At 67.5% G+C, this 25,057-nt stretch carries 26 protein-coding genes; 17 read left to right on the forward strand and 9 right to left on the reverse strand.

Translation table 11 applies throughout. The features are described 5' to 3' along the window. The first annotated feature begins 44 nt into the window (after positions 1-44). Complete coding sequence (locus tag J7F03_RS20075; RefSeq protein WP_251072181.1) at positions 45-644, forward strand: acetyl-CoA sensor PanZ family protein; 600 nt, start codon at positions 45-47, stop codon at positions 642-644. A gap of 360 nt (positions 645-1,004) precedes the next feature. Further along, positions 1,005-2,657 carry a hypothetical protein gene (locus tag J7F03_RS20080; protein WP_251072182.1) on the forward strand — a complete coding sequence of 551 codons (1,653 nt, stop codon included), beginning with the start codon at positions 1,005-1,007 and terminating at the stop codon, positions 2,655-2,657. A gap of 162 nt (positions 2,658-2,819) precedes the next feature. On the opposite strand, the gene J7F03_RS20085 is transcribed toward J7F03_RS20080, so the two are convergent. Both J7F03_RS20085 and J7F03_RS20090 read right to left on the reverse strand, forming a co-directional pair. Next, positions 2,820-3,659, reverse strand: coding sequence for an NAD(P)-dependent oxidoreductase (locus tag J7F03_RS20085; protein WP_214951307.1), 840 nt, complete (start codon positions 3,657-3,659; stop codon positions 2,820-2,822). Beyond that, the gene (locus J7F03_RS20090) at positions 3,656-5,023 is read right to left on the reverse strand and encodes a hypothetical protein (protein WP_214951309.1); all 1,368 of its coding nucleotides are present in this window, start codon (positions 5,021-5,023) and stop codon (positions 3,656-3,658) included. The genes J7F03_RS20085 and J7F03_RS20090 overlap by 4 nt, the downstream gene beginning before the upstream one ends. Before the next feature lie 266 nt (positions 5,024-5,289). Here J7F03_RS20090 and J7F03_RS20095 point away from each other — a divergent pair, with 266 nt between their 5' ends. The 11 genes from J7F03_RS20095 to J7F03_RS20145 all read left to right on the forward strand — a co-directional run bounded on the left by J7F03_RS20095 (position 5,290) and on the right by J7F03_RS20145 (position 15,751). Further along, positions 5,290-5,886, forward strand: a complete 597-nt coding sequence (locus J7F03_RS20095; protein WP_214951311.1) for an ATP-binding protein — start codon at positions 5,290-5,292, stop codon at positions 5,884-5,886. 150 nt (positions 5,887-6,036) lie between these two features. After that, positions 6,037-6,471 carry an NUDIX domain-containing protein gene (locus J7F03_RS20100; protein WP_214951313.1) on the forward strand — a complete coding sequence of 145 codons (435 nt, stop codon included), beginning with the start codon at positions 6,037-6,039 and terminating at the stop codon, positions 6,469-6,471. A 39-nt stretch (positions 6,472-6,510) separates the two neighbouring features. After that, positions 6,511-8,397 carry a radical SAM/SPASM domain-containing protein gene (locus J7F03_RS20105; protein WP_214951315.1) on the forward strand — a complete coding sequence of 629 codons (1,887 nt, stop codon included), beginning with the start codon at positions 6,511-6,513 and terminating at the stop codon, positions 8,395-8,397. Further along, positions 8,394-9,023, forward strand: a complete 630-nt coding sequence (locus J7F03_RS20110; RefSeq protein WP_214951317.1) for a hypothetical protein — start codon at positions 8,394-8,396, stop codon at positions 9,021-9,023. Before J7F03_RS20105 ends, J7F03_RS20110 begins: the two co-directional genes overlap by 4 nt. Beyond that, positions 9,020-9,754, forward strand: coding sequence for a hypothetical protein (locus J7F03_RS20115; protein ID WP_214951318.1), 735 nt, complete (start codon positions 9,020-9,022; stop codon positions 9,752-9,754). Before J7F03_RS20110 ends, J7F03_RS20115 begins: the two co-directional genes overlap by 4 nt. A gap of 4 nt (positions 9,755-9,758) precedes the next feature. Then, the gene (locus tag J7F03_RS20120; RefSeq protein ID WP_214951320.1) at positions 9,759-10,406 is read left to right on the forward strand and encodes a hypothetical protein; all 648 of its coding nucleotides are present in this window, start codon (positions 9,759-9,761) and stop codon (positions 10,404-10,406) included. Further along, on the forward strand, positions 10,403-11,269 hold the full coding sequence (locus J7F03_RS20125; RefSeq protein WP_214951322.1) for a protein kinase: 867 nt from the start codon (positions 10,403-10,405) through the stop codon (positions 11,267-11,269). The genes J7F03_RS20120 and J7F03_RS20125 overlap by 4 nt, the downstream gene beginning before the upstream one ends. 113 nt (positions 11,270-11,382) lie before the next feature. After that, the gene (locus J7F03_RS20130) at positions 11,383-11,526 is read left to right on the forward strand and encodes a hypothetical protein (protein WP_167347301.1); all 144 of its coding nucleotides are present in this window, start codon (positions 11,383-11,385) and stop codon (positions 11,524-11,526) included. Between the two features lie 111 nt (positions 11,527-11,637). Next, positions 11,638-12,549 carry an HEXXH motif-containing putative peptide modification protein gene (locus tag J7F03_RS20135; protein ID WP_214951324.1) on the forward strand — a complete coding sequence of 304 codons (912 nt, stop codon included), beginning with the start codon at positions 11,638-11,640 and terminating at the stop codon, positions 12,547-12,549. Positions 12,550-12,551: 2 nt separating this feature from the next. Continuing rightward, positions 12,552-13,841 (forward strand): serine hydrolase, encoded by a 1,290-nt coding sequence (locus tag J7F03_RS20140; protein ID WP_214951326.1) that lies wholly within the window; start codon positions 12,552-12,554, stop codon positions 13,839-13,841. Positions 13,842-14,428: 587 nt separating this feature from the next. Beyond that, entirely contained in the window at positions 14,429-15,751 is a 1,323-nt protein-coding gene (locus J7F03_RS20145) for a DNA-binding protein (protein WP_214951328.1), read from the forward strand. 17 nt (positions 15,752-15,768) lie between these two features. Here the strand turns inward: J7F03_RS20145 and J7F03_RS20150 are convergent, their stop codons facing one another. The 3 genes from J7F03_RS20150 to J7F03_RS20160 all read right to left on the reverse strand — a co-directional run bounded on the left by J7F03_RS20150 (position 15,769) and on the right by J7F03_RS20160 (position 17,975). Next, positions 15,769-16,794, reverse strand: a complete 1,026-nt coding sequence (locus J7F03_RS20150) for an NAD-dependent epimerase/dehydratase family protein (protein WP_251072184.1) — start codon at positions 16,792-16,794, stop codon at positions 15,769-15,771. Between the two features lie 144 nt (positions 16,795-16,938). Further along, a complete protein-coding gene (locus tag J7F03_RS20155; protein WP_214951330.1) occupies positions 16,939-17,130 on the reverse strand; it encodes a DUF397 domain-containing protein in 192 nt (63 codons plus the stop codon). Continuing rightward, the gene (locus J7F03_RS20160; protein WP_214951332.1) at positions 17,127-17,975 is read right to left on the reverse strand and encodes a helix-turn-helix transcriptional regulator; all 849 of its coding nucleotides are present in this window, start codon (positions 17,973-17,975) and stop codon (positions 17,127-17,129) included. The genes J7F03_RS20155 and J7F03_RS20160 overlap by 4 nt, the downstream gene beginning before the upstream one ends. Before the next feature lie 197 nt (positions 17,976-18,172). On the opposite strand from J7F03_RS20160, the gene J7F03_RS20165 reads away from it, so the two are divergent. Beyond that, positions 18,173-18,823: an ATP-binding protein gene (locus J7F03_RS20165; protein WP_214951334.1), complete on the forward strand. Its 651-nt coding sequence runs from the start codon at positions 18,173-18,175 to the stop codon at positions 18,821-18,823. Between the two features lie 516 nt (positions 18,824-19,339). Beyond that, positions 19,340-20,293 carry a NaeI family type II restriction endonuclease gene (locus J7F03_RS20170; protein ID WP_214951336.1) on the forward strand — a complete coding sequence of 318 codons (954 nt, stop codon included), beginning with the start codon at positions 19,340-19,342 and terminating at the stop codon, positions 20,291-20,293. On the opposite strand, the gene J7F03_RS20175 is transcribed toward J7F03_RS20170, so the two are convergent. The 4 genes from J7F03_RS20175 to J7F03_RS20190 all read right to left on the reverse strand — a co-directional run bounded on the left by J7F03_RS20175 (position 20,259) and on the right by J7F03_RS20190 (position 23,968). Next, entirely contained in the window at positions 20,259-21,383 is a 1,125-nt protein-coding gene (locus J7F03_RS20175) for a DNA cytosine methyltransferase (RefSeq protein WP_214951338.1), read from the reverse strand. The genes J7F03_RS20170 and J7F03_RS20175 overlap by 35 nt on opposite strands. A gap of 162 nt (positions 21,384-21,545) precedes the next feature. Continuing rightward, the gene (locus J7F03_RS20180; RefSeq protein ID WP_251072185.1) at positions 21,546-22,271 is read right to left on the reverse strand and encodes an NgoMIV family type II restriction endonuclease; all 726 of its coding nucleotides are present in this window, start codon (positions 22,269-22,271) and stop codon (positions 21,546-21,548) included. 229 nt (positions 22,272-22,500) lie between these two features. Further along, positions 22,501-22,932: a very short patch repair endonuclease gene (locus J7F03_RS20185; protein WP_214951340.1), complete on the reverse strand. Its 432-nt coding sequence runs from the start codon at positions 22,930-22,932 to the stop codon at positions 22,501-22,503. 34 nt (positions 22,933-22,966) lie between these two features. Further along, a complete protein-coding gene (locus tag J7F03_RS20190) occupies positions 22,967-23,968 on the reverse strand; it encodes an SEC-C domain-containing protein (RefSeq protein ID WP_214951342.1) in 1,002 nt (333 codons plus the stop codon). A gap of 56 nt (positions 23,969-24,024) precedes the next feature. Between J7F03_RS20190 and J7F03_RS20195 the strand changes: the two genes are divergently transcribed. Continuing rightward, positions 24,025-24,816, forward strand: a complete 792-nt coding sequence (locus J7F03_RS20195) for a class E sortase (RefSeq protein ID WP_214951344.1) — start codon at positions 24,025-24,027, stop codon at positions 24,814-24,816. A 51-nt stretch (positions 24,817-24,867) separates the two neighbouring features. Beyond that, on the forward strand, positions 24,868-25,050 hold the full coding sequence (locus tag J7F03_RS20200) for a DUF3311 domain-containing protein (RefSeq protein ID WP_214951346.1): 183 nt from the start codon (positions 24,868-24,870) through the stop codon (positions 25,048-25,050). The last annotated feature ends 7 nt before the right edge of the window (positions 25,051-25,057 follow it).

The raw sequence follows: 25,057 nt of genomic DNA on the forward strand, positions 1-25,057 counted from the left end.
ATAAATTCAATCTCCCACCCAAAGGGGCAAACCGCCTCAGCCCCTTGGAGCTCGCCCACCCCTCCACTCCCCACACTTCCCTCATCAACACCAGGAGCAAGGACACCGTGATCTGCTACGGACAGGCCGTCCTCGACCTCGCGGACGAACTGGTCGACGCCTACGCCGACGTCTTCTCCGCCCCGCCGTGGAACGAAGACGAAGAAACCATTCGCCAGTTCGCTGCCCGCCTTCCGGCCGACGCCCGGCGCCGTGGCTTCCGTACGGCCCTCGCCCAGTCCGCCACCGGCATCGACGGCTTCGCGACGGGCTGGATCACCCCGGCGACCTTCCCGAAGAACCGTGCGTACGCCCAGGTCGCGGCCCAGCTCGGCCCGGCCCGCGTGAAGGAACTCCTCGCCGGGGCACTGGAGATAGACGAACTGGCCGTACGCCCCTACGCGCGCGGCCGCGGCACCGGCCGGGACCTCCTCACCGAGATCACCACCGACGCCCCGGACCGCCGCGCCTGGCTCCTGACCAGCCGGCTGGCCAAGGACACGGTGGCCACGTACCGCCGCCTCGGCTGGCACGAGGTGCGGGCCCTGCCCGGCACGGAGACGGGCGTGATCGTCTTCCTGTCCCCGGACCACCCGAACCGATAGGGCCGATCCGGCTGATCCCCCCCGGGGCACCTACCAGAGGCGGCCGCACGGCATGAGAGGCCCGTGGCCGGGCGCCAGCTCAACCTGGCAACGCTCCGCCAACTCGCCACGGCAGCTGGCGCCCCTAGCACCTCCTGTACCCGCCTGGGCGGCCCCCGGCAGCGTCTACCCCCGGGTAGCCGCTGTTGATTTTGATTGTTGGCCGTGGTGTACCTCGTATGAGTGAACGCGGGTGCTGTGAGCTGGCGATCTTGGCAAAGACGGTCAGTGTGGGGGTGGAAGTCGTCAGGGCTGCGGTGGGGGATGGAGGGGTAGCTGGTGGCGCGTGGTGGGGGTCGGCGGAGGCGTGCACTGCGTGCGTTGGCTGTTCCGTTTACGGTGTCGGCGCCTGCGGGTGCGCGTATCCGGGATCGTCTGCGCCTGACCTCTGGCGATGTCGAGGTCTTGCGAGTCGTCGGAGGGCATCTCGGCCGGCATGCCCGTGCTGATCTGGCTGAGCGAGTGCGGATCGGCATGGTGCCGGTGAAGAGCAACCGGCGGGCGGAGCGTAAACGCGCACTGACGGGGGTGTCGTCGTCGCGCTGGGCGGGGGCGATCACCCGCGCATCCGAGGACCAGTACCAGCTGAGTGTGCGATGCCTGTTCGATGAGCGCGCCTTGCTGCGTCGGGCCATCTCGAAGATCGGTAAGCGTTTGGCCGTTCCGTGTGGTCAGCGTGTGGGTGGTGTCCGCGGTTACCCGAGCCGGACTGAGCGTGCGCAGAAGCAGTGCCGGTTGCAGGTGCTCACCGTGCGCCTGGCCGAGGTGGAGCAGCGGATCGAGGCCGGGCATCCGGCAATCGTTGTCGGTGGCCGCCGTCTCGCGAAGACCCGGCACAACCTCATCGACGCCGATCTCACTCAAAACGAGTGGCGGGAGTGCTGGGACGCACAGCGCTTGTTTCTGACCGCTGACGGGGAGTCCGGTGCGCCGTACGGGAATTACACGATCACTGTGGACCCGGCCGATGGGACGGTCACCGTCGTCCTGCCGGAACCGTTGAGGCACCTGGCGAACGCACCTCGGGGCCGCTACCGGCTCTCGTGTCCCGTTACGTTCAACCACCGCCGGGATGAGTGGCTGGACAGGGTCACGGCAAACTGCTCCGTGCGCTACGACATCGTCTGCGACCCCGAACGCGGTCGCTGGTACCTCGATGCCTCGTGGTCCACACCGAAGGTGGTGCTGCCGACCCCCGCCGAGCTGACCGCGATTGGCACCCGGCTGCTCGCGGTGGACCTTAATGCCGACCACCTCGCCGCCTGCGTCGTAGACGCCCACGGCAACCCGGTCGGTCAGCCCATCACCGTCACCACCGACCTGACCGGACCGACATCCCAGCGCGACGGGCGCCTACGGCAGGCGATCACCGAACTCATCCGCCTCGCGAAACTCCACGGCTGCGCCGGTTTCGCCATCGAGAACCTCGGCTTCGCCGACGCCCGCGCCACCGGCCGCGAAACCATGGGCCGAGGCAAGCGCGGCAAGACCTTCCGCCGTACCGTCGCCGGCATGCCCACCGCGCGTTTCCGGGAACGGCTGTCCGGCATGGCCTTCCACGCGGGGCTCGTCGTGGTCGCGGTCGATCCCGCCTACACCTCCCGCTGGGGAGCCCAGTACTGGAAGCAGCCGCTTCAACAGCAATCGAAGACCACCGTCGTCACCGGGCACCATGCGGCCGCGGTGGCGATCGGAAGGCGCGCCCTCTGCTACGGGGCACGGCGTCGGCCAGGTGTGACCGCACACGACCAGAGGATCGTGCTGCGGAGAGCTACCGGCCAGGCCGTGCCCCGCCCAAGGGCACGCGGGAACACGAGCCCGCCAAGGACCACAGGCGCACCCCACAAGGGTGGCAAGACCTGCTGGGACCAAAGCGACCAGCTCGCGCCATTCTCGCTCTCCCAAGACCGTTCGGGGAGACAACCGGCCAGCCCGGTATCCAGCGATCCGGCCAATAGCGGCCGACATCGCTAGGAACGGTCTACCTCCTCCAGACCACCACCAACGCGCCTCGCCGCGGTCCGTACGCCGCCGAGCCCGCCACGAACCCACTGTCCGGCGACACGGCCGCCCGGCGCCGCCACCCTGGCTCTCTGTCGCTACTGGGCTGCATCCAGGGGTACGACTGACCGCTGCTCAGTCACCCTGGCTCCGCAGGTGGGCCAGCACGTCGGCGAGCTCCAGGTCGTACTGGTCCTTGTCTTCCTCCCAATGGGACATCACCGCGACTGCCGCTTCGGCCATGTCTGCGGGCAGGTTGGCCGCGCGGAGCGTCTCGGCGATGTCCTCCATCTCCGGGGCCCAGCGCCAGGCGCGTGCGGCCACGCTGGGCAGGTATCCGGGGTCGGAGAGGATGTTGGACGCCATCACCTGCGCCTCGGCCGTGAGCTCGTCGCCGACTCCATGGGCGTCGGCCAGCGCGTGGGCCACTCCGGCGAGGGTTCGGGCGGCCTTCTGGTAGCTGGCGAACGCCATCTTCAGCGCGGAAGCGGAGCCGACGCTGCCGCTCGAGCGGCGGACGTGCAACGCGGTGTCCTTGAACACCGGCTGCACCGTGTCCACGGCCTGAGCTTCGCCGGCGAGGTAGAGGCGAGCCGCCCGCTGGCCGCCGGGCGGCGGGCCGAAGATCGCCCCGTCGAGGACCGTGGCGCCCGGCCTGATCACCTCCGCGATGCGCTGCATGCGCTGGGGGTTGATCGCGTTGGCATCCACGTACACGCCGGCGAAGGCGTGGCCAGCGACCGTGGTCGCCACGTCTTCGGCGGCCTGCGGCGGACAGATCGACAGGACGATCTCGCTGCGTTCCAGCGCCTCGCCGAGCGAGTCACACGCGGTGGCCCCGGCTTCCTTCGCGCGCCGGTGGGTCGCGTCGCTGCGGCCTTCCGGCACCCACAGCACCTGGTGGCCTGCCTTGACGGCCTGGGCGGCGACGGCTGCGCCCATGGCGCCGGGGTTCAAGAGGGTCACGGTCGTCACTGGCTGCCTCCTGGCGGGAGCTGAGCGGGCATTCGTTCCTGATGAGCAATGATCACCTCACGAAGGCCGATCGCGGCAGGTGATCCGGCCCCGGGGTGCAGCGCGAGCTGACGGCTGAAGTGGCCGATCCGGCGATCGACGCTCTCGGTGCGGCGCCGGGCACTGACCCCGAGGACAGCGTGGATCTGCGTCGCGGCTCCGTCGATGTCCCCTCGGCCCAGCCGAGCCATCGCGAGGTCCATGCGGGCCAGGGACATCTCGCCGAGTCGCTGCTGCTCCGGCGGCGCGGACTGGAACATCTCCACCGCTTCATCGGCGCGGGTCTCGGCGTCGCTGAGGTGCTGAGTGCCGGCAAGCCAGAGGTGCGTACTGCTGGAGTAGAACAGTTGCTTCTCGACGGGGAAGGCCATCATTCCGCCGGGCAGTTCGTCCCCTTCGACGAGACACTCGCGCAGGTGGTCAGCGGCGCTCAGGGAGGCCAGAGCATCGCTGCCCCGGTTGAGCTGGCCGTAGGCGCGTGCCTTGATGCTCTCCAGCCGGATCTGCGCCGTGCCGGACTCGGGGGTGAACGCACTTCCCGAGTCGGCGAGGCGTACGGCGTCTACGGGGCGGCCGTCCCAGTACGCGATCAGTGCCTGGAGGCCGCGCACCCAGGAGCGAAGTCCGTTGTGGCCGGCGAGCTCGCCGAATAGGAAGGCGGTGCGTGCCTGTGTCTCGGCGGCGTCGTAGCGGCCCAGGTCGAAGCTGGCATTGGCCAGTACGCCGCAGAGGACGCCAGCGCCCACGTAGAGGTCACTGGTGTACCGCGGTGGCTGGCGGCCTTCGAGGAGTTCGAAGGCGCGGTCGCGGAGGGCACGCACCTCGCGGAACAGGGGCCCGACGGGCCGGTTCGGATACGTAATGACGAGGCGGCGGATGTCAGCTTCCAGCTGCTCCAGCGTGTGCGGTCCCACGTTGCTGCTCTCTGCCCTGGCCGCGAACTGCGCCGACTCATTCGCCGCCGCCATGACCACGTCTTCAAGGCCGTACTCGGATGGATCCACTGCATTGCGGTCGTCAGCCGCTGGGTGGTGCGGCGAGGTCCCAGGCTTGGACTCCGCAGGCCCGAGGAGACGGGCAGCCAAGATGCCCGGGAACATGAACTCCAGGACGCGGCGGGCGACGGTCTGCGGGGTCCGGACCTCGCCGTGCGCGTACCGGAAGAACTGCCGCTTCTCGATCGTCGCGGTCCCGATCGAGGGCGGCCCCTCCAACTCCGCTAACTGCTTGGCCGCCTGCTCGTAGCGCCGCTTGAAGACTTGATAGTCCTGCCAACCCCGCTGGTTGATCAGGGTCTGGAAAAGGGTCGGTCCTGATGGCTCCACAGCCGCTCCCTCGTGCCGGGGTCCTTGTCCGGCATCCACGCTAGACATCAACAGCCGCCGACCGAAGATTTGTTGTCCAGAAATTCCAGGTGGAGAGCGAATAGACATCGGTTAGGCACGAAAGGGCCGCGTTCGGCATCACTCAGGGCCTCGTTTAGGCGGGAGCCGCCGGGAACACTTCGTCTTCGCCCCGGCAAGACAGCGGCCCTGCGAGGCCGAGTCGCCGCCGTGGTTAACGCAAGTCAGGCAGCCCAGGAGGCCCGCTCATGGCAGCGCACCACCAGCTCGCGTTCACCGTCGCCCGCACGGCAGCCGCCGCCCGGCAGGCACGACACCAGGTCGTGGCCGAGATCCGTTCCTGGGGCATACGGCTCGATGCGGAGGCACTGGCTGGAATCGAGCTGGCGGCTGGCGAGCTGATCACCAACGCCGTACGCCACACCGCGTCGGGGCCGGTCACCGTCAGCGTCTGCCAGGAGGGGCCTGTGCTTGTGGTCGAGGTGCATGACGCGGCCAAAGTGCTGCCGCACCCGGAACCCTTGAGCGGGAGCGCCGAGTCTGGGCACGGTCTGTATCTCGTATCCGTGCTCGCCGACCGCCACGGTGCCGATCTGACGGCGACGGGAAAGCGCTGCTGGGCGGAGTTCGATCTGCCCAGCAGCGCGGGTGATCGAACGGCGGATCAGGGCAGCGGTCGTGATCGGCGTCTGCCCTCTGACCATGCTGGCGAAGTGGCTGATCGGGCGGCGACGAGGGTTCGTACGCCAGCAGCGGGCTCGCCATCGCACACCCGGACGAGGGCTAGGCGCCAGACCATAGCCCCGGCGGCACGGAGGCCCTTCGCGGGTCAGCTCATCGACTGAATAGTGCTGATTCGACAGCAAGTTGGGGGCCTAGACTCGTGGGCTTGCCTGCGGCACCGACCGGCCACGGTCGGCCCGGGACAAGAAGTCCCCGGCCCTCTACCGGGCCAGCCCACGAATCAGCTCCTGTACCAAGTGGAGGTTGTTGCTATGCCCGAGAAGGTCACGAAGGAAAAGGTCCTCGTCTACGTCGTGCGTGACGGGCGCCTGCTGGTGTTCCGCCACACCGACTACTCCTACGAGGAGGTCGGCATCCAGGTGCCCGCGGGCAGTATCCGCCCCGCTGAGACTCCGGAGGCCGCCGCTCTGCGCGAGGCCCGCGAGGAGACCGGCCTGTCGGACTTCAAGATCGTCCGCAAGCTCGGCGAGACCGAGTACGACATCAGCCCGTACCGGTTCGAGATCCAGCGCCGTCACGTCTTCCACCTGGAGCTCACGGAGCCGACCCCGGAGCGGTGGATGAGCCAGGAGGACCACGACGGGGAGCAGGAGCCGACTCACTTCGAGTGCTTCTGGATCCCGCTGGAGGCCGCGCACATTCTCCAGTCCGGCCAGGGCGCCCTGCTGGGGCGTTTGTCCGACTAGTCAGTCATCCGGTCACGGCAGCATAGGAGGGGGCAGCCGATGAACCTCAGCACAGAACAGCGCCACACGATCGACGGGCTCTACCGGAGCCTGGACGCCGATGACACCGGCACCGCGGTGTCGGTCATCGTCAAGACGCGCGGCGAGACGTGCGACATCGACTGCCTCTACTGCTACGAGAAGCGCAAGGAGGCGCCTGGGGGTGCCAGGGTCAGCGCCGACCAGATCAGGCGCCTGGCCGACATCTTCAAGGGCCGCAAGCTCGCCGTCGAACTCCACGGCGGCGAGCCCCTGACCGCGGGGCGGGAGCACATCGGCGCGATCCTCGCGGAGCTGGCCGGCCTGCCTCAGGTCGTCCGCGTCAGCCTGCAGACCAACGGTGTCCTGCTCGACGCCGACTGGCTCGACATGTTCGACACTCTCTGCCCGGACCTCCGGATCGGTATCTCCCTCGACGGTGACGCCCAGGGCAACGCCTGGCGTGTCGGCTACGACGGCAAGCCCGTGTATCCGCGCGTCGCCGCCGCCCTGAACCTGCTCGCGGAGCGGGGCCGGAGCGTCGGTGTGATCGCCGCGGTGACCCCGGCGGTGCTGGACCGCGCCGAGGAGGTGCTGGACCACCTCGCCGGCTTCGGTTCGGTCAACGCGATCAGCTTCGTACCCTGCTTCGACTCCACGATCCGCCGCTCCACGGCCCTGCCGAGCAGGCGCAAGTCGGCCAGCCGACTGCTTCAGCAGGCTGCCGTGAACGCAGCCGATGGCCCGGCCTGGGCGATCCATCCCGACGAGTACGCCCAGTTCGTCCTAGCCGCCACCGCTCACTGGATCAGCGCCGGACACTTCGCCCGCATCAAGCTGGAACCGGCCGTCTCCACGATCCGGCGATTACGGGGTCTGACGACGGGGTTCTGCCACTTCTCCGACCTCAAGTGCGACCACGTCTTCACCCTCTATCCCGATGGCCGCCTCGGGAGCTGCGACGAACTGCCCTGGCCCCAGGCCCGCCTCACCCAGCTGGAGTCCACGGCCGACGAGCACGAGGTGGTCCGTGCCCAGCAGGACTCGCTCCTGCTGAACCAGGCCAAGGCCCTGATGGACAAGTGCACGACCTGTGACTACCGCACCAGCTGCGGCGGAGGGTGCATCGCCACCCGCTGGCGCCAAGACTCGGCCGACGATCACGACGCGTACTGCGAATACCGCATGCGGATGATCGACGGCGTTGCCGCACTGCTGGCCCAGCCCGGTCATCCCGCCGGCGCCTGGTGCCAGAGCGTGCGCTGGCACCCGCGCACCCCGAACAGCATGCGCGACGTGAACGCCTTCCTGACCAGCTGGGACAATCCCGACCTCGTCGGCAACGAAGTGAGGCTGCACACCAGCGAGCACGGAAACATCAACACTGTGGGCCTCGCCGGCGTCCACGAGGCCGACGATCTCACCCCGGCCCACCCGATGTGGCAGGCGGCCATCGAACCCGGCGTCTGGCCGTTGGTCGACACGGTCACCCGAGCGTGGGGGCTCGTCACGTACGACAGCTGCCAGGGCCACCAGTACACCGGCACGAACCTGGCCCCCACGGAGCTGCGTATCGGTCTCCTCGCTCGCGATCGCCAGGAGTACGCCCGTGCTGCTGCGGCCCTGTGCCGGGCCGCCACCTTGGCAAACGCCCTCATGCCCGCAGGCATCGAGGTCAACGTCAGCCGCTCGGAGCTCACCTGTGAGAGCACGGGGACCACGACGCCGGTCCTCGACCTGAGTTTGGCCCCCGGCCCGGGTCAGGGATGGGACGGCTACTTCGCCCGCTTGTGCGAGGCCGCCGCTGTTCTGGCCGCAGCACTCGACGCCGAGCGCCCGACGGGCGGCACCACATGCGCCTGCCCGCTGCCGGTGCCGACGGAAGTGGCCGATGGGGTGTTGCGGTGAAGCCCGGCGACGCGGTCACCTTCCACCAGCTCCTGGGACGGATCGCCTACTTCCACACCCTGTTCATCGAACCCGCCCTCACCTCCAGCAGGCAGCCCGGAGCGGGCGAGCCGTGCTGCAACCACAAGGGCACCGCAGGGGACGGGCGCCCTGACGTTGGCGCGATGCTGGCCAATACCGCTTGGGCAGTCCTGGACGAGATCGCAGCCACCATCGGCGAATACCTCCTCCTCTGTCCGGACGCAGGCCACCGGTGCTGCGCGACCTGCCGCGTCGCCGCCGCCAGCTCTGCCATCGCCCAGGTATGGACCGTCACCGAACACCTCGCGTACGACCGGCCGCTGCCCGCAACCGCCCTTCTGCGGGCCTGCCGCACCACAGCCGCGACCCGTCTCACCCTCGCCTTCGCCGAGCAACATGGCACCGCGTGCGGCGCTCTGCCCCAAGCCGAGACGTCTGACGCGGGCCTACTACCCGACAGTGACGACCTGCCGTTGACCGGAGAACTCCTCGCCCTGTGGCAGGACCCGCTGGCCGCCACCCGCAGCCCGGTCGTCAGCTGGCTCAACCACTGCACGGACCTGAACGACATCCACCGCGTGCTCCAGCAAGGGGGAACGAAGTGATCCACATAGCCGAGACCGTCGGCGTCGGAAGCATCGAGAACTTCCTCAGCGACGCCGAGCGGGCCCACCTCGCCGACCTGATGAACGACGTCCTGACCAGCGGCGGCACCAGCCGCTTCGGTGACGAGCGCCGGACCTCCATCCACGAAATCCCCGGCCACAGCCCCAAAGAGGCCACGGCCGTCTACGAGCCTGCCGGACGCGTCGAGATCCCCGCGATCCCCCCGGCCGCCGAGAAGCTCTTGGGCGACGCCTTCGAACGCGCTCGCCCGGCACTCTCCCGCGTAATGCCCTCGATCACCCTCTGCCGCCCGTGGACGTACGTCGAGTACGGCGTGGGCCAGCACATCACCAGCCACCTCGACGGCATCGCCCCCGATCCGCTCGCCTGGCCCCGCCAGATCGCCGGCATCAGCGTCGTGATCACCCAAGCCGACGCCGGAGGCGACTTCTACGTGGAGACCGCTTCCAGCGATCGGCTGTGGAACGGCAAGGCCCCCGATGCCGCATCGAACGGGTACTCGGAGGGCATGTGGCTGACCCACGACGGGGCCGACAACTCCGCGACCTGGTTCCAGCAGATGCCCCGCACCCGCTGGAGCGCCGCCCCGGCCCCCGGAACGGCCCTGCTGTACGGCTCCCAGCTCGCGCACGGAACCCTCCCGGTCACCGCCGGCCGGGTCGCCAAGTTCATCAGCTGGCTCATCGCCGAGCCCACCGCGGCGGGGTGAGCGCGTGCTCCTGGCCCTGGAAGGCATAGCCGGCGCCGGAAAGAGCACCCTCCGCGACCGGCTCCTGGCCACCGCCCACGCCGAGGGCATCCCCCTCAGCCACATCGGCCAGTTCTCCTGGCTCTCCCACTCCGCCACCCGCACGTTGATCCGTCTGCGGGCCGGCCACGGCGGCGACGAGCAAGAGGCCATCGAGGCCGCCGCCCAGGACCTGGCCCTGCACTCCCGCTTCAACATCGCTGTCGCCCTCACCGAGGGGCCGGTTCTCGCCGACCGGCTCATCCTCTCCACCGCCTGCCTGCTCGCCCTGCTCCACCAGCAGCCCGTCGACGCGTACGTCGAGCGCCTCGCCGAGCAAACCCAAGAGCGTCCGCAGCTGACCGTTCTGCTGACCACCGAGCCCGACATCTGCCACGACCGCATCACTCGACGTGCGACAGAGCGTCGCTTCACCGAACAGCCCGAGGCCGCCGCCCGGCTGGCCGACCTCCACAACGAGGCCGCCGACGCCTGGACCAAGGCCACCGGTCTTCCAGTGTTGAAGCACCCCTGCACGACCTATGCCGACCTCGAAGCCCTGGTCGACGCCTGCATGGAGGGCCTCCGCTCGGCCGGCATTCCCACGGCCACGAACAAGGAAGCGAGCCGATGAACCTGCACCCGATGCATCCCGCAGCCTGGGTCCTCGATCAGCTCCGCACGGACGGCCGGCACATCAACGACCTCCTCGCGTTCACGAGGGCCAGCACCTTGGTCAGAGCGAGCCGCCCCGGCCAGGAGGACGTCGTACTGAAGGCGGGCTTCGGCAGCAACCACGTCCTGGCCGAGCTCGACACCAGCGAGAAGCCCGCCGCGTACGGCTACTACTGGTACGCGCAGATGACCGAGACCGAACGCGCTCTCACCCGCGACGACTTCCGCCACGAGGCGGAGCTGACCGCCGCCGCCAGTGGAACCGATCACATCGTCCCGCTGCTGGAACAGGGCAGCTCGGAGCGGTTCGACTGGTACACCATGCCGCACTGCGACGGCGGGAACTTCCAGGCCTTCATGACCTCGTCCAAGGACACCGGCAAGGGCCTCAGCATCCTCGCCGACGTCGCCGACGGCCTGGGCAACCTGCACCAGCGCGGAATCGTCCACCGCGACGTCTACCAGGAGAACATCCTCATCGACCAGGACCGGGGCCTGATCACCGACCTCGGAGCCGCCCGCCGCCTGTCCACCCCGCGCGGTCCTGAACACCGCGGCCCCGAGGTGCACTGGCCGCCGGAGTACCTCACCGGCTACCACGAGGCCACCCCGGCTGCCGATGTCTTCAGCCTCGCCGTCCTCGTCTATCGCTACCTGTGCGGGGACATCCCCCGCCTGGCCGGCCACACGAACCTGCCCTTCATCCCGGAGCCCCTGCGCAGCGTCGTCACCGCCGCGCTCTCCGACGACGCGGGCGACCGGCCGGCCATGGAGGACCTGCGCACCGCGCTCAGCACGGCGGCCGACCTCCACCAGCGCTGACCGACACGAGGGAGCCCCTCATGCCCAGGGCGAGATCTCCGCCCCGAATCCGGCCCCACAGCAGAGCAAGCGGAACAAGCCGAAGCCAACGAGACCGAAAGGCGGAACACCGCATGAATCAGGACCGCATCGCCGACTTCCTCGCCAACGTCGAGGACCTGCGCGGCGAGGACGAGACCGTCCGTACCACCGCCCACACCTCCAGCGTCTCGGCCGAGGGCTGGCCGGCGGCCGAGGCGGAGACCACCACCGCCTGAACACCCACAGCCGCCCGGTGCTCTGAGCGCCGCCGGTGAACCCACCCGGGGCCGGGCCGCCAGCACCTGCGGCCCGGCCCCGGGCCCACCACCGAACAGGAGAGCCCCCTCATGCATACCCTCGCCGACCTCTTCGACCTCCCGCCGATCGACCGACTGCACCACGAGCGCACACAGCGCATCCGCGCGGTCATCCGCCCCGGAGCCCAGCCGCCGCAGTCCGGCACCAGCGCGGCGGCCGACTACTGCTTGGCCCACCACGCCCTCGAAGGAGCCGAAGCAGCCGCCCGCGCCGGCGATGCCGCGACCTTCGACTGGTGCGTCGCCCACCCCGACGCTGGCGCCACCACCAGCTCCGTCCCCACCGCGGTCGGCACACGCGTGGTCGTGGCACCCACACTCGCTGACCTGCCCCGATCCGCGATCTCCGAGACCCCCTACTACGTCCTGGGCCCCGGCACCGAACCCGCCCAGCCCCACCTCCGCAGCCTCGCGGCCGACGCGTACGCCAGCGCCGCACGAGCCGGCTTCGGTGATCTACTCGTCGCGCACGCCGTCGTCCTGTGCCTGTTGCGGACCAAGAACATCGGCGAGACCCTCGACAGCTGGACCATCAGCCGCCTGCCCGGCACGGTCTTCATGGACCACGTCGACGACCCGGTCGTCCTAGCCCGTGACCTCATCCACGAGGCCGGGCACAACTGGCTGAACGACGCGCTCGCGGCCACGGGATGCAAGATCAGTGACACCGCGCACTTCCACTCCCCGTGGAAGCAGACAACGAGGCCGGCGTTCGGCTTCCTCCACGCCTGCTGGGCGTTCCCGCTCACCATGCTGTTCACCGCTCACGCGCTGAACAGCACCACGGGAGACCTGCACCGGTTCCTGACCGCCTACCTCGACCAGCAGCGAAGCCTCCTTGCCGGCACCGCGACCGACCACGCCCGCGCTCTGGAGCTGATCAGCGACGACGGACTACGCCACCGCCTCGCTGCCGCCCACCACCAGGCACGCGCCCTGTGAACGTGGCCCGCGACGAGGGGCCCGGCCTGTCCCTGCTAGTCCACCGGCCAGGCGAAGACCCCACTCTTCTGCACACCGGTCTGACCAGCCTCGAACACGGACTGCCCATCGGACCGGAGACCACCTTCAACGTCGGCTCGGTCGCGAAGCAGATCACCGCTCACCTGATCCTGCTCGCCGCGCGTGACAACCTCCTGCACCTCGACCAGCGGGCCGCGGACCTGCTTCCCCGACTCAAGATCAGCGACATCACTGTCGCGGACCTGGTCACCCACCGGTCGGGCATACGCGACGCCGAATCCCTGCTCTCCCTCGCCAGCTTCAGGGACCTCGACCACTACACGGCCGACGACCTGCACACCCTCGCCTACCGCCAAGACCAGCGCGCCGTCCCCGAAGCCCGGTTTCTCTACAGCAACACCAACTACCTCCTCCTGGCCGAGATCCTCGAAACGGTCTACCGCTCCACGCTGCCCGACCTCGCCCGGCGCAACCTTTTCGGCCCGCTCGGCATGGACTCCACCCACTTCAAGAACGACCCCCGCCAGGTCATCCGCGGAGCGGCGTCCGCCTACCAGGCCACTCACCACGGCTGGCAGCGCACAGAAGCGCCGGTCACCCTGCCCGGCCCCGGATCCCTATGGACCACCGTCGGCGACCTCGACCGCTGGCTCACGCATGTCCATCGGGGCTGGCAGCACCCCCAACAGCTCCCCTGGCAGGAAACTGTCGCCTACGAGCCCAGCGACCACGAGCCCTACCTCTACGGCCCCGGCCTCTACGCCGACGCCCGCCCCGGCCGCGCCGCCGTCTTCCACTACGGCCACGAGCAGGGCTTCTCCGCCGCTGCCCACATGGAGGCGTCAGGGCTACGCGTGCTCTGCCTGTCCAACAACGCCGGCCTCTCGGCCGACCACACCACCGCCACTGTCCTCCGGGACCTCCACAAGCAGCCGACGCAGGCTCCCAAGGAAGCCCTCGTCCGAGCGGCGACCCTGGAGCGAACCTCGAACACTGCCGTACGAACCCAGCCCACACTCGACGGCTGCGGCCAGCACACAGAGCTCGGCACCTTCACCTGCGACCTGGCCCCCGGCAGCCTGCGGCTCACCCATAGCGCCGACGCCCTCCACCTGTGGCGCCGAGGCGCAAGGGACCAGCTCTCCCCGACGGGGCCGGGCGTCTACGCCGGCAATGGCTACATCCTCACAGTGTCCAGCAGTACGGACCAGGTCGACCGTTTCACCCTCGACCTCGACCGCGCCCCTGGACTCACGTACATCCGCCAGTAGCCGTCCACCACGAGCCTGCTCGTGCAGCGTGGCGACGCCGAGGGACGGCTCGATGACGAAGTAGCGCTCGTTTTCCGCGCCACTGTCGACGATCTCGGGAACGGGGTATCCGAGGCGGACAGCGAGCCGCTGGAACTCGGTCTCCTCTCGCAGATCCTCGCCTCCGGTCCGCTTGTAGCGGAGACCGTCAGCCGACCTCCACACCGCGCCCTGCGTGGCCGTCCTGTCCTTTACGAACTCCCAGTCGCTCATCCATCCATCCTTCCGTAGAGCTGAGTTCACGCGCCGCATCTGCGGAGGTAGGACCGGGTCGCTCCAGAGGGTTGGTCGGGGAAGCCGGGGCTTCTCACGTTCCACTCCCTTTCGCCGGGTTCCGTCGAGGTGGCGTAAGAGCCCCCCTGAAGCGGGTGTCACGACCACGACGCGGCCGGTGTCATCTGGTGCTCACGCGGGTGACCGGGGTGTCATGGAGGTGGTGCCCGCGATGTCATCTGCACGGGTTTCATTGCGCAGCAGGGAAGTTGGCCGGTAGGCACGAAGTGGAGCGGGCGATGTGGCCCGTCTCCTGACCTTGAGGGAGCGAACCGATGGGCGAACCGGCGACGCTGCTGCGCGTGTTAGTCCAGCAACGGCACTGGCGTTACAGGGACTTCGTCACGGCGTTCGAGCGCGCGGCCGCACAGGCCGGCGTACAGGGCATGTCGGTGTCGGAGGCACAGTTTCGGCGGTGGACGTCGGGCCGGATCAAGACCATGCCGGGACCGGACACGCGCCGGGCACTGGAGCAGCTCTTCGACGTGGAGACCGCGGCGCTGTTCGGGCCACCGCCCGCGCTGTCGGCCTCGGCCTCGGTGACTCCCGCTGCGTACAACCTCGAAAGTGAAATCGCCATGACCGCACGTGACGCCGCTGATGAGGCGGGTGCTGCCGCCGCGCAGTCCGTATCCGACACGACCATCGACCAGCTCCGCGACGACGCCCTGTCCCTCGCCCGCTCGTACGGCGCCGTGAGCGCCTTCAACGTGTTCCGGCGGGCGAAGGTCCTGCGCTCGGAGGCGGAGCACCAACGTGGACTCACCAAGGTGCCCGTGCAGCAGCAGGACCTGCTGATCGTGGCGGGGCAGGCCTGCGCACTGCTGTCAACCGCTGCGTTCGACCTCGGAGCCCTGAACGACTCGGCCCGCCTCGCCCGATCGGCGGCCCTGTACGGGGAAATGGCCCGCTTCGACCCACTGCGGGCCTACGCCACCGGATCCTTGGCGATCTGCGCGTATTACACGGGCCGCCCCTCGGAGTCCGTACGGCATGTACGGACTGCGCTGGCCTACGCCGGTCTGGGCGACACGGCCAAGCGGCGGCTGCTGTCCATCGAGGCCCGCGCTCACGGGCACCTCGGGGACCGGGAGCGGGCCACCCGGGCGCTCGTCGCGTCCACGCGGCAGGACAGGGGCGAGCGGGACGCCCTGCACGACGACGTCGGCGGCGAGTTCGCCTTCAATGAGGAGCGACTGCTGATGTCCAACGGCACAACCGCCCTGCTCGTCGGCGACGGGGCGGCGGCGGAGGTGACGGCGCAGCGGGCGCTGGATCTGGTCGCGTCCCGGCCGCCGGCTCGGCAGTCGGTATCGGTACGGGGCAAGGCCGCGGCCGACCTCGCTGCGGCGCAGGTGCTTCGGGGCGACCTGGACGCGGCGGCGGTGACGCTGGAGACGGTGTGGGTGATCCCGGCGGAGCAGCGTGTGGCGGGGCTGTTGGAGCGCACCGGCGCATTGCGGCGGGCTCTGACGGCCCCTGCGTTCAGGGGGACGGGGGTGGCTGTCACGCTCGGGGAACAGATCGAGGAGTTCGGGCGCCTCTCGGCGCCGAGGCAGCTGGGTACGGGGAGCGGGCTCCTGGCCATCGAGCCATGACCCTCCGTCCCGCATACCTACGGGTGGCCGAGAGCGGAGAGGATCTGGGCTTCCTTGGCCGGGTCCACGCCGTGCTCGGCCGACCGCGGATGTTCGACTGGTCGGCCGTCTGCCTGCATCCACGCCCAGGTATCGGCAATGGTGTCGCCAAGCGGACGGCAGCGGAGCCCGGCTGCAACGGCACGGGAGGGGTCGACGGACCACACTCCGGAGTGCGCGCGCCACAGCGGAAGCTCCGTCCACTGCTTGACACCGTGCGCGGTGAGTGCCGCCGCGTTGGCCCACACCGGGCTGCCGCTGCTACCGGTGACGGTTAGGCACGCGGCGATGAAGTCGGACCAGCTGATGCCATCGGGGTGGGCGATGTTGAACGCCCGGCCGGGGCCATCGGTGCCGGCGGCCTGATCGACGGCGAAGGCGGCGACGTCCCGCACGTCCACAGGCTGGATCATCTGGGCGGCCGGCGCTGGGACGACGATCGGTCCGCCGCGCTCGGCACGGGTGAGCCACCAGGGGAGGCGGCCGACGTACTCGCCAGGCCCCAAGATCACTCCGGGCCGCAGGAACACCGCGTCGTCCCCGAAGGCGGCGCGCACGGCAGCCTCTCCACCCGCCTTCTGGAAGCCGTACTTCGTCGGGCTGCCGTCGGGACCGGTGTGACCGAACGACTCATCGGCGTCCGGCGGGCACTGCAACAGCGGGGAGTCCTCGGTGAGCGGGTGGTGGGGCCACCCTTGATAGACGGACACCGTGGAGACGTGCACCCACCGTGCGGCGGCCGGGCGCAGGATATCGGCGGCGAGGAGCACATCACGGGGAGGGAACTCACTGCTGGAGGTGTCGATGACGGCATCCCATGGCCCGTGCGAAGCAAGCCGCTTCAGGTCGTCGGGGCTGGTCCGGTCACCCTGGACGGTGTCGGCGCCCTCGACCGCGCCGGAGCGCCCCCGGTTGAACGTCGTCACATCCCAACCGCGCCGTAGCGCTTCGTCGACGATTGCTCGGCCGAGGAACCAGGTGCCACCCATCACGAGAATCCGCATGAGGAACGACCCTGCCATGAACCGCCATGCGGCACCATCTCGCCCACAGCCCAAGCCCACCAACACCTGCGGATGTTCCCGCGTGACCTATGAGCGGTAGTACGTGGCTGTGGCGGTGAGGGCGGACTTACTGGTCTGTCTTGATCAGGATCCCCTGCGTACTTGCTCAACAAAGATCGACCAAGCGTGCGACTCGAAGGACAGAAAAGGACCTTGGTGTTGCTTCGAGTCGCGCACTCCGATGCATCCGTCTCCGTCAGCGACTTCAACGCACTCGCCGCCGGTGCCATTGCTGTAGCTGCTCTTGCGCCAACGAGCGTGGGTGGAGAGGTTCATGAGGTGTGTTCCTTCAGTGTTTTCAGGACCAAGGCCGCCGATCGTTGCGGGCCCAGGGCCAGGGCACGTAGGTGATCGAATGCCTTGGTGTACAGGACGACATCCGCCGGCTGTTCAAGGTAGACCGAGTCGGTCAGGCCCTCCCGGTAGACGACATCTGGGTCTTCCTGCTCGGGGAACCCCAAGATCGTGAACGGGCCGGTGGCGGGGTATGCCCCGGCGTCGTAAGGGAGGATCTGCACTGTCACGTTCTTCAATCGGGTGATCTCTACGATGTGTTCGAGCTGCCTTGCCATCACCGCGGGGCTTCCGACGATGTGCATGAGCACGCTTTGGTGCATGACGACCCAGAGATCGGGCGGCGAGGGGTCTACCAGGAGCTTCTGACGGTTCAGCCGCACGTCCACGAGTCGTTGAATGTCTTCGTCCGTCTGCCCGGACGACGCTCTGCTCAGCTCGGTGGCGTACTCCGCGGTCTGTAGCAGGCCAGGCACGAACTCACCCTGGTAGTTGTGAAGCCTGGAGGCTGCCTGCTCCAGGCCGATGTAGACCGAGAACCAGGCCGGTACGGCGTCCCCGTGGGCATGCCACCACCCCTTGGTCTTCGATTCCTTCGCCAGAGACTTCAGTAGCTCACGAAATTCGTCGGACGTGCCGTAGAAGCGGCACAGCGCTTCGACGTCGGAAGGCTGTACCCGACCTTGGCCGGTCTCCATCCGATTGACCTTGGAACCGCTCCAGTCCAGCTCCTTGCCCACCTGATTGCAGGTGAGGTTGTTGTCCTCACGAAGTTTCTTCAACTCGATGGCCAGTCGGCGACGCCGGGCCGTGGGGGAACCTGCCATTTCAACTCCTCGCGCTCTACTGGACATTCCATCGCATAGGAAGTGGGGAGAGGGGTCAATCACTCAATGGAGCGAATCCCCTCATGCACATTGCATGGCGGGATGCGCGCCGCCATGCTTGCATACAGGCATTCGCGTGACTGATCGGGGACGGATCGTGACACGCGAGAACATCGCACCGCAGGGGGTATACGCACATGGACGTCGCCCGAACTCATGTTCTGAAGCCGTTGGAGCTGTCATTCCTGGCTGAGCCGGAAGAGGTCCCCGCTCTACGCCGCGTGGTGCGGCAGCACCTGGAGTATTGGGGAATGGCCGATCTGGTCGACGCCGCGCAGCTCTGCGTCAGTGAGCTCGTCACCAACGTGCTCATCCATGTGGGAGTTGGAACACCCACGACCCTTGTGCTCCGAATCAGGGGCTCGCATCTGCGTATCGAGGTCCAGGATCCCGACCCGCGCGCCCTCCCCACCCTGGTCGCCGCAGACCTCCAGTCTGAGACAGGCCGAGGTCTCGGACTCCTCGACGCTACGGCGGATCGATGGGGGATTATCCCGACACCGTCAGGCAAGACGACATGGGCCGAGGTTGCAACCATCTCGAAGCCGCAAGCCGGATACGAGGTCAGCGGGCACATCGCCTGGATCGAGCCGGTGATCAGGCAGTACAGGCAAGTTGCAGAGCCCTGCACCTCGGGCTCGGTGCTCAGCCGGGTTATGACCGGTGACGCCGGTACTCATCTAATCGCTGACGTGCTGCATTGGCTGCATGTCCGCGGCTTCGACGCGGATGAAACGCTGGACCACGCGCAGAGTCGGTTCGAGGCCGAACGGCCGGCCGAGCGCTGATGCCCCCGACGGCTGGCGGCTCCCAGGGCTGTGGGGTCGGAGAAGTTGATCACGTCGGAGAACTCGACGCCTGTATTACTCACTGGAGTTCGACTACAGGAGTGGGAGTGTTCTGGGTGGTGGGGGAAGGCGGGGGCTCTCGACTCTTACTGTCCGTTCCGGTGGCGGACGGCGTCGCACTCTCTTCGGGGCCCATCGATTGGAGGCGGATTACGGCCTCCCCCGAGCGCGGGGAAGTCTGCGAAGTGGGAGAGGTGCTCGATGAAGTAGTTGCTGCGCTGAACCGAGCATTTGCGGAGTACGGGTGGATGCGTGTCGCGGCAGAGCTCTCGGGAGTTCGGGAGATTCTGGCGGATTCCATGAAGATTCATCAAATCTTAGACGAATAGGGGCATGTCAGACAGTTGTGCTGCCCCACGCATGACTGTCCGGACTTTCGACCCTTGGGTCCATGCCTTTCGGTCACTGTGTGATCGAGCTCTGGTACATGATCGACCCCGATCGTATTCTGATGCCATGCCAGCAGATGAGATGTTGTTCGACGACCTCGGCGCGCCTGATGGAGAAGACGCCGAACTCGATCGGGTAGCCGCCTGGTTCACTCGTCAACCCAGCCTTGAGGGAAGGTTTTCAGCAGTCCTCAGGCAGTCAATTGACGAGGTTCTTGACGGTCAGCGAACGGCGCGTTACGACATTCGGCAGTTGGCCAAGACTGAGAAGACCTACCTGGGTACGAAGGTCGAGATCGTCTGTCAGTCCGAATTCGGGCTTCCGCGCGGCCTGGAGATGGACTACAGCGTTTCTGGTGTGGATGTTGACGCAAAATTTTCACTCACCGGGCAGTGGATGATCCCGAAGGAGGCCATCGGGCACATCTGCCTCCTGCTGTCTGCTGACGATCAGAATTCCTCCTATGTGGCAGGGCTCGTCCGGATCGGCGAGAGGATTCTGACGAAGGGCGGGAATCGGGACGGTAAGAGGTCTATTTCCAAGCCGGGACGTTCGGCGATCCGGTGGCTCTTTGAGAACGGTTCTATGCGCGAGAATCTGCTATTGAAGTTGGGCCATGGCGTCCGAGCTGGAATCATGGCTGAACCTGCGGGTCAGAGGCGTGTTGATGAGCTCTTCCGGCGTGTGCAGGGTCGAATCATTGACCGCAATGCAGTGGTAACGGTCGCGAAGCAGCTGGATTCGGCGAAGAGAGTTCGCGATGCAAGGAAACGCCTGCAGCCGGAAGGTGTGATAATCCTTGGTGCACAAGGGAAGGATCCACAAATTGCGCGATCTCTTGGCTTGACAGTGCCCGAGAAAGGCACGTGGTTGGCGGTACGATTGACCCGTGCAGAGCCGAGTGACTCACGCCTTCAGGTGGACATCGGAGGCATCCACTACGCTGTGGCGGAGGCAGGCCAGCCCTACTGGCCTGCCCCGCTGATCATCGCTGAGGGGTCCCGAGAAGATACGGCTTGAGGTGCTTCGCAATTGCCTCCGCCAGTGCCGGCGGAACGGCGTTACCGATCTGCTTGGCGATCTGGATCTTTGTTCCGCACCACTGAAAATTGTCGGGGAAGGTCTGTAGAAGGGCGGCTTCCCGGTGGGTGATGGGGCGGTCTACTCGATATCCATTCTTTCCGGATTCCCACTGAGGGTGGAGATATTGACCCTTCTCAGGTTTAAAGAATTCTGTCCGAATGGTGAGCGACGGTTCGTTCCATTGCATTCGACCCATGACGTCGGTCGTGCCGCTCGTCTTCTTCTTCCAGCAGTTCGGGAGTAGTTCCTCAGGAAGATTGAAGCGTCCTCCGCCCGGAGGGACGTGGGCGTAGCGAAGCAGAGAGAGATCGGTCGGGGTGCGGCCGAGGTGGAGATCCTTGCTCTTGAAGACGCCCGGAACGGTCTCTCCGAAGAACCTGGCGCTTGAGGCAGGCAGGGCGGTGGTCTCGGGCTTGTCCGCCAGTCCTTGCCTGTCGAAGGCGTCCTTCACTGTGCGCCACGGCTTGAGTCCGATCGGATTTCCCTGCCCGTGAGTCTGAGGGGGTAGGGGGATCTTTCCGATCTTGGAGCCGATCACGATGGCACGCTTTCTGCGCTGGGGTGCCCCGTAGTTGGCGGCCATCAGGATTCCGGACGTGAGCTCGTATCCATCCAGCAGGCCGCCCTCACGTACCTCTTCCTGGAGTAGGAGGAACTCGGACGACTTCAGGAAGCGATCAACGTTCTCGATGACGAAAACGTTGGGCTTCGCGTGCTGGACGAAGCGGATGTATTCCTTCCAGAGTTTGTTCCGAGGGTCGTTGACGTCGCGGGTGCCCAGGTTGGAGAAGCCCTGGCAAGGAGGGCCGCCGATGATGACATCTGCCCGAGGGATCTCGTGATCCTGGATTTTGGCGATGTCACCCCAACGCATGTGCTCCTCGCCGAAGTTGGATGCATAGGTAGCTGCGGCATGCAGGTCCCACTCCACCGCCATGACCGGTTTGTACCCCTTTGCCGCCATGAAGCCCGAAGTCATGCCGCCACAGCCTGCGAACAGGTCGATCATGGAGATGCGCTTAGCCATGTGCACCAGGTTAATCGGAGGCACTGACAGTTGTCCCGGATGCTGGTGTGGTCGCACAGGAGGAGATCTGTGCCGGATGCTCGACGGGTGTCCCGCACGACTGCTCGCCCAGTCGGCTGCGCCGGAGAGTCAACCCCTGTGGGGCCACGACGGTGGTGCACCTCACAGTGTTGAGACGTAGCTGCGCAGTTCGTCGTAGTCGCGGAGCCGGCGCTGGTCACAGAGGCGTCGGAAGTTGTCACGCATCTTGAGTCGGTCCTTCCTTCGCGTACCGGAGCAGTACTCATCGATGGCCTGAGAGAGGGCGGGTAGGTCGAGGTGGTAGAGGCAGTCGACATCGCCCGAACCTCGCCCCAGTAGGTTCAGCATGGACGGGCGCGGCTCCATCGTCACGGCGGCGAAGTGCGGCATGCGGCCGCGTCGGAGCGATGCCATCTTCGAGCCTTGGCTTCGGCAGTCCTGAGCGCGATCGGTCCTCAGGGTCCACTTGAGGGACAGGCCTGCGATGAGGTGCTGAGCTGCTGCCGATGCGACGCCTGGTGTTGCTCGCGAGATCGTGATGTCGAGCTTGAGTACAGACTCTTCCCCGAGTAGATCCAGGAGTTCGAGGCGTTTGGTCTCGGCCTGCAGGACCTCGTGGTCGATCTTGTCCAGATGTGCGATGAGTCTCGTGTGAGCATCGTCAACGATGGGCGACTTCACGGCGAAGGAGCGAAGATCATTCACAGTGCGAGCCACTTCGGTAGCCATACTTTTGCGCAATTCGGTGGCCGCGCTGAGGTGTGAGTACTGCTCGAAGCTGTCGAGTGATTTCTCGGGAGTTACGGTGAGATGTGGCGCAGAGGACTGAAAGTGCTGAGACAAGTCGATCGACATCATGTCTGCCATGACGCCTCCTACTGTATTGTCCGGCAATGCGACGGTGTCAGATTTTATGCCAATTGCCTCGAAGAGCAGTTTGCCCAGGTCGATAGAGAGCTTGCTCCCCGCGTCCGAGGTATTCGGGTTTCCGTCTCGATACCCGCAGAGGGATGTTATGAAGGGGGCGGGCATTGGATCTCCAGGTGTCTGTTGACGTGAAAATTTGACGTCGGTCGCGTGAACTCCATCGATGAGGTCAGATTTTTTCGCCTTTGTCCTTCTTGTCCTTGATTCTCGTGATTGCACGTGCCACATCGTCGGGTCTTTCGTGCTCCCAGAACCGGAGAACTGTCCAACCGATTGATTCCAAATGTGTTGTCGTTTCATGATCACGTGCCATGTTCTTTTCCAGCTTGCTGCGCCACCACTCGGCGTTGGCCTTGGGCTGCGTTGCGTGCTGCGGGCAGCCGTGCCAGAAGCATCCGTCGAGGAAGACCGCGATCCTGTTCGATCCGAACGCAATATCGATCGTGCGCCGTGGGATACCGGGTACCGGCACATTGACGCGATACCGCAGGCCGGATGCATGCAACAGACGTCGTACGGCCAGCTCGGGTGTCGTATTGCGCGAGGCTTGGCGGCTCATGCGCGCAGATACCCCGGGGGAGGAAGGCACGGCATCGGACATGGGTGCATGATGCCGGCCCGTGTCGCAGTGTCCGTCAGCGTGCCGCCCCGTGGCAGTCCGCGTACGGGCGGCCCGACGTGCACCAGCAGGGGGACGTGGTCGGCGGGGGCCAAGGGGTGGCCTTGCCTCGGGCCGCCAGGGTCGTGGCGTATTCGGCCAGGAGGGACGGGGAGGACGGGGAGGTCTTCTCCGAGGCCGCGAAGGCCTCGTACGAGGGGACGCTCGCGGTGACGATGCCCAGGTTGGTCGTGCCCGAGGCGGCCAGGGTGCGCAGGGAGGCTTCGACCTGGGCCAGGTGGGCGTCGTGGGAGGGGTACTCCGCGGCCAGGGTGGGGTACGAGGTGAGGAGTTCCGCCAGCTCTCGCGCCGGCCAGTGCAGGATGGCCACCGGGAACGGGCGGGAGAGCGCGGCGCGGCGGTCGCCGAGCTCGGCGCGCAGGCGGGCGATCTCGGCGCGCAGCTCGGCGGGGTCGTCGGAGCCCAGGGCCCAGATGCGCTTGGGGTCGTGGAGTTCGTCCAGCGGGATCGGGCCGATGTGGCGGGTGTCCGCGACCATGTCCCAGTCGTCGTGCGGGAGTCCGAGGAGGCGGCGTACGCGGTGGCGGCCCGTGAGGAGGGCGGTGGTCGCCGGGGTGAGGGGGGCGTTGTCCGGGGCGAGGAGGGTGGCCGCCTCCGTGAAGCACTCGTGGGAGGCTTCCAGCTCGTCGTGGGCTTCGAGGGCCTCGGCGATGACTTCCCAGGGGGCGGGGTCCGAGGGGGCCGCCGCGCGGATGCCGGAGATCAGGGCGCGGGCCTCGGGCTCGTGGCCGTACTCCCAGAGGTTGGCCGCCTGGAGGGCCTTGATCAGGGAGGGGTCGGCCGGGGAGGCGGAGAGGAGCTGGTCGTACAGCGCGCTGGCACGCTCTCGCGCGTCGGCCAGTTCGAGGTGGGCCGCGGCCTGGAGGAGCAAGGGCTCCTGGTCCTCGGGGTAGCGGGTCGCCGTGCGGATGAGGCGCTCGGCTTCGGCGATGTGCTCGGCAGGCGTGTCGGGGCGCATGGTTCACACCGTACTGCGGCTGGTCAGTTGACGGGGGAGGACTTAAGGTGCCGCCCGTGCGAGATCACGTGCGTGTCGTGGTGCAGGGGAAGGGCCGGCGGGCGCGCCGGGCCGGTCTCGCGGGGATCCTGTGGGCGGCGGGTGAACTGGCCGTCACCGTCGGCGTGGTGGTGTTGTTGCTGGTGGTGCACCAGGTGTGGTGGACCAACCGGCAGGCCCTGGCCGCCGCGCACGAGCAGGTCAGGGAGTTGGAGAGCGACTGGTCCGCCGCCCCTCCCGTTCCCGAATCCGTCCCCACGGCCGCCGAGTCTCCCGCAGCGCCTTCCGAGGAGCCCGCCGTCTCGCCCCCTCCCGAGGCGGAGGTCCCTGTCGCCCCGCCGTCGAGCGCCGCCGCCAAGTCCCCGCCGCGGGAGTCCGCGTACGGCGTCCTGCGCATCCCCGGCCTCGGCGTCGTCGTGCCCATCGCCGAGGGTGTCGACAAGCGGTCCGTGCTGGACAAGGGGTACGCCGGGCACTACGCCGGGACCGCGCAGCCCGGGGCGCAGGGGAACTTCGCGCTCGCCGGGCACCGCAACACGCACGGGGAGCCCTTCCGCTACATCAACCGGCTGAAGGCGGGGGACGAGCTGATCGTCGACGTGCGGGGGCGCAGGTACGTGTACGTCGTCGGCAGGACGTTGGCGGAGACGAGCGAGCGCGACACCGGGGTGATCGCGCCCGTCCCGCGCAGCATCGTCAAGCCGGACGCCGGCTACGGCGAGCCCGGCGCGTACATCACGCTCACCACCTGCACGCCCGAGTACACCTCCAAATACCGGCTCGTGGTGTGGGGGACGCTCAAGCGTTGACGGGCGGGCGCGGGCGCGCACCGTAATGTCGGAGCGGTGCGTCTGAAATGGATGAAACGTCCTCAGCCGCTGTGGCTCGCCGTGCCGTTCGTGCTGTTCGTCGGGGCGCTGCCCTTCGTGAACCGGGTGGAGCCGGCACCGGGCGGCGTACCGTTCCTGCTCCTCTGGTTCACCGGCTCGACCCTCGTCACCCCGCTCGCCGTCTGGCTGACCTGGCGGGGTGACCACCGGTGAGCGCGGC

Source organism: Streptomyces sp. ISL-43 (genome assembly GCF_018614195.1).
Classification (GTDB): domain Bacteria; phylum Actinomycetota; class Actinomycetes; order Streptomycetales; family Streptomycetaceae; genus Streptomyces.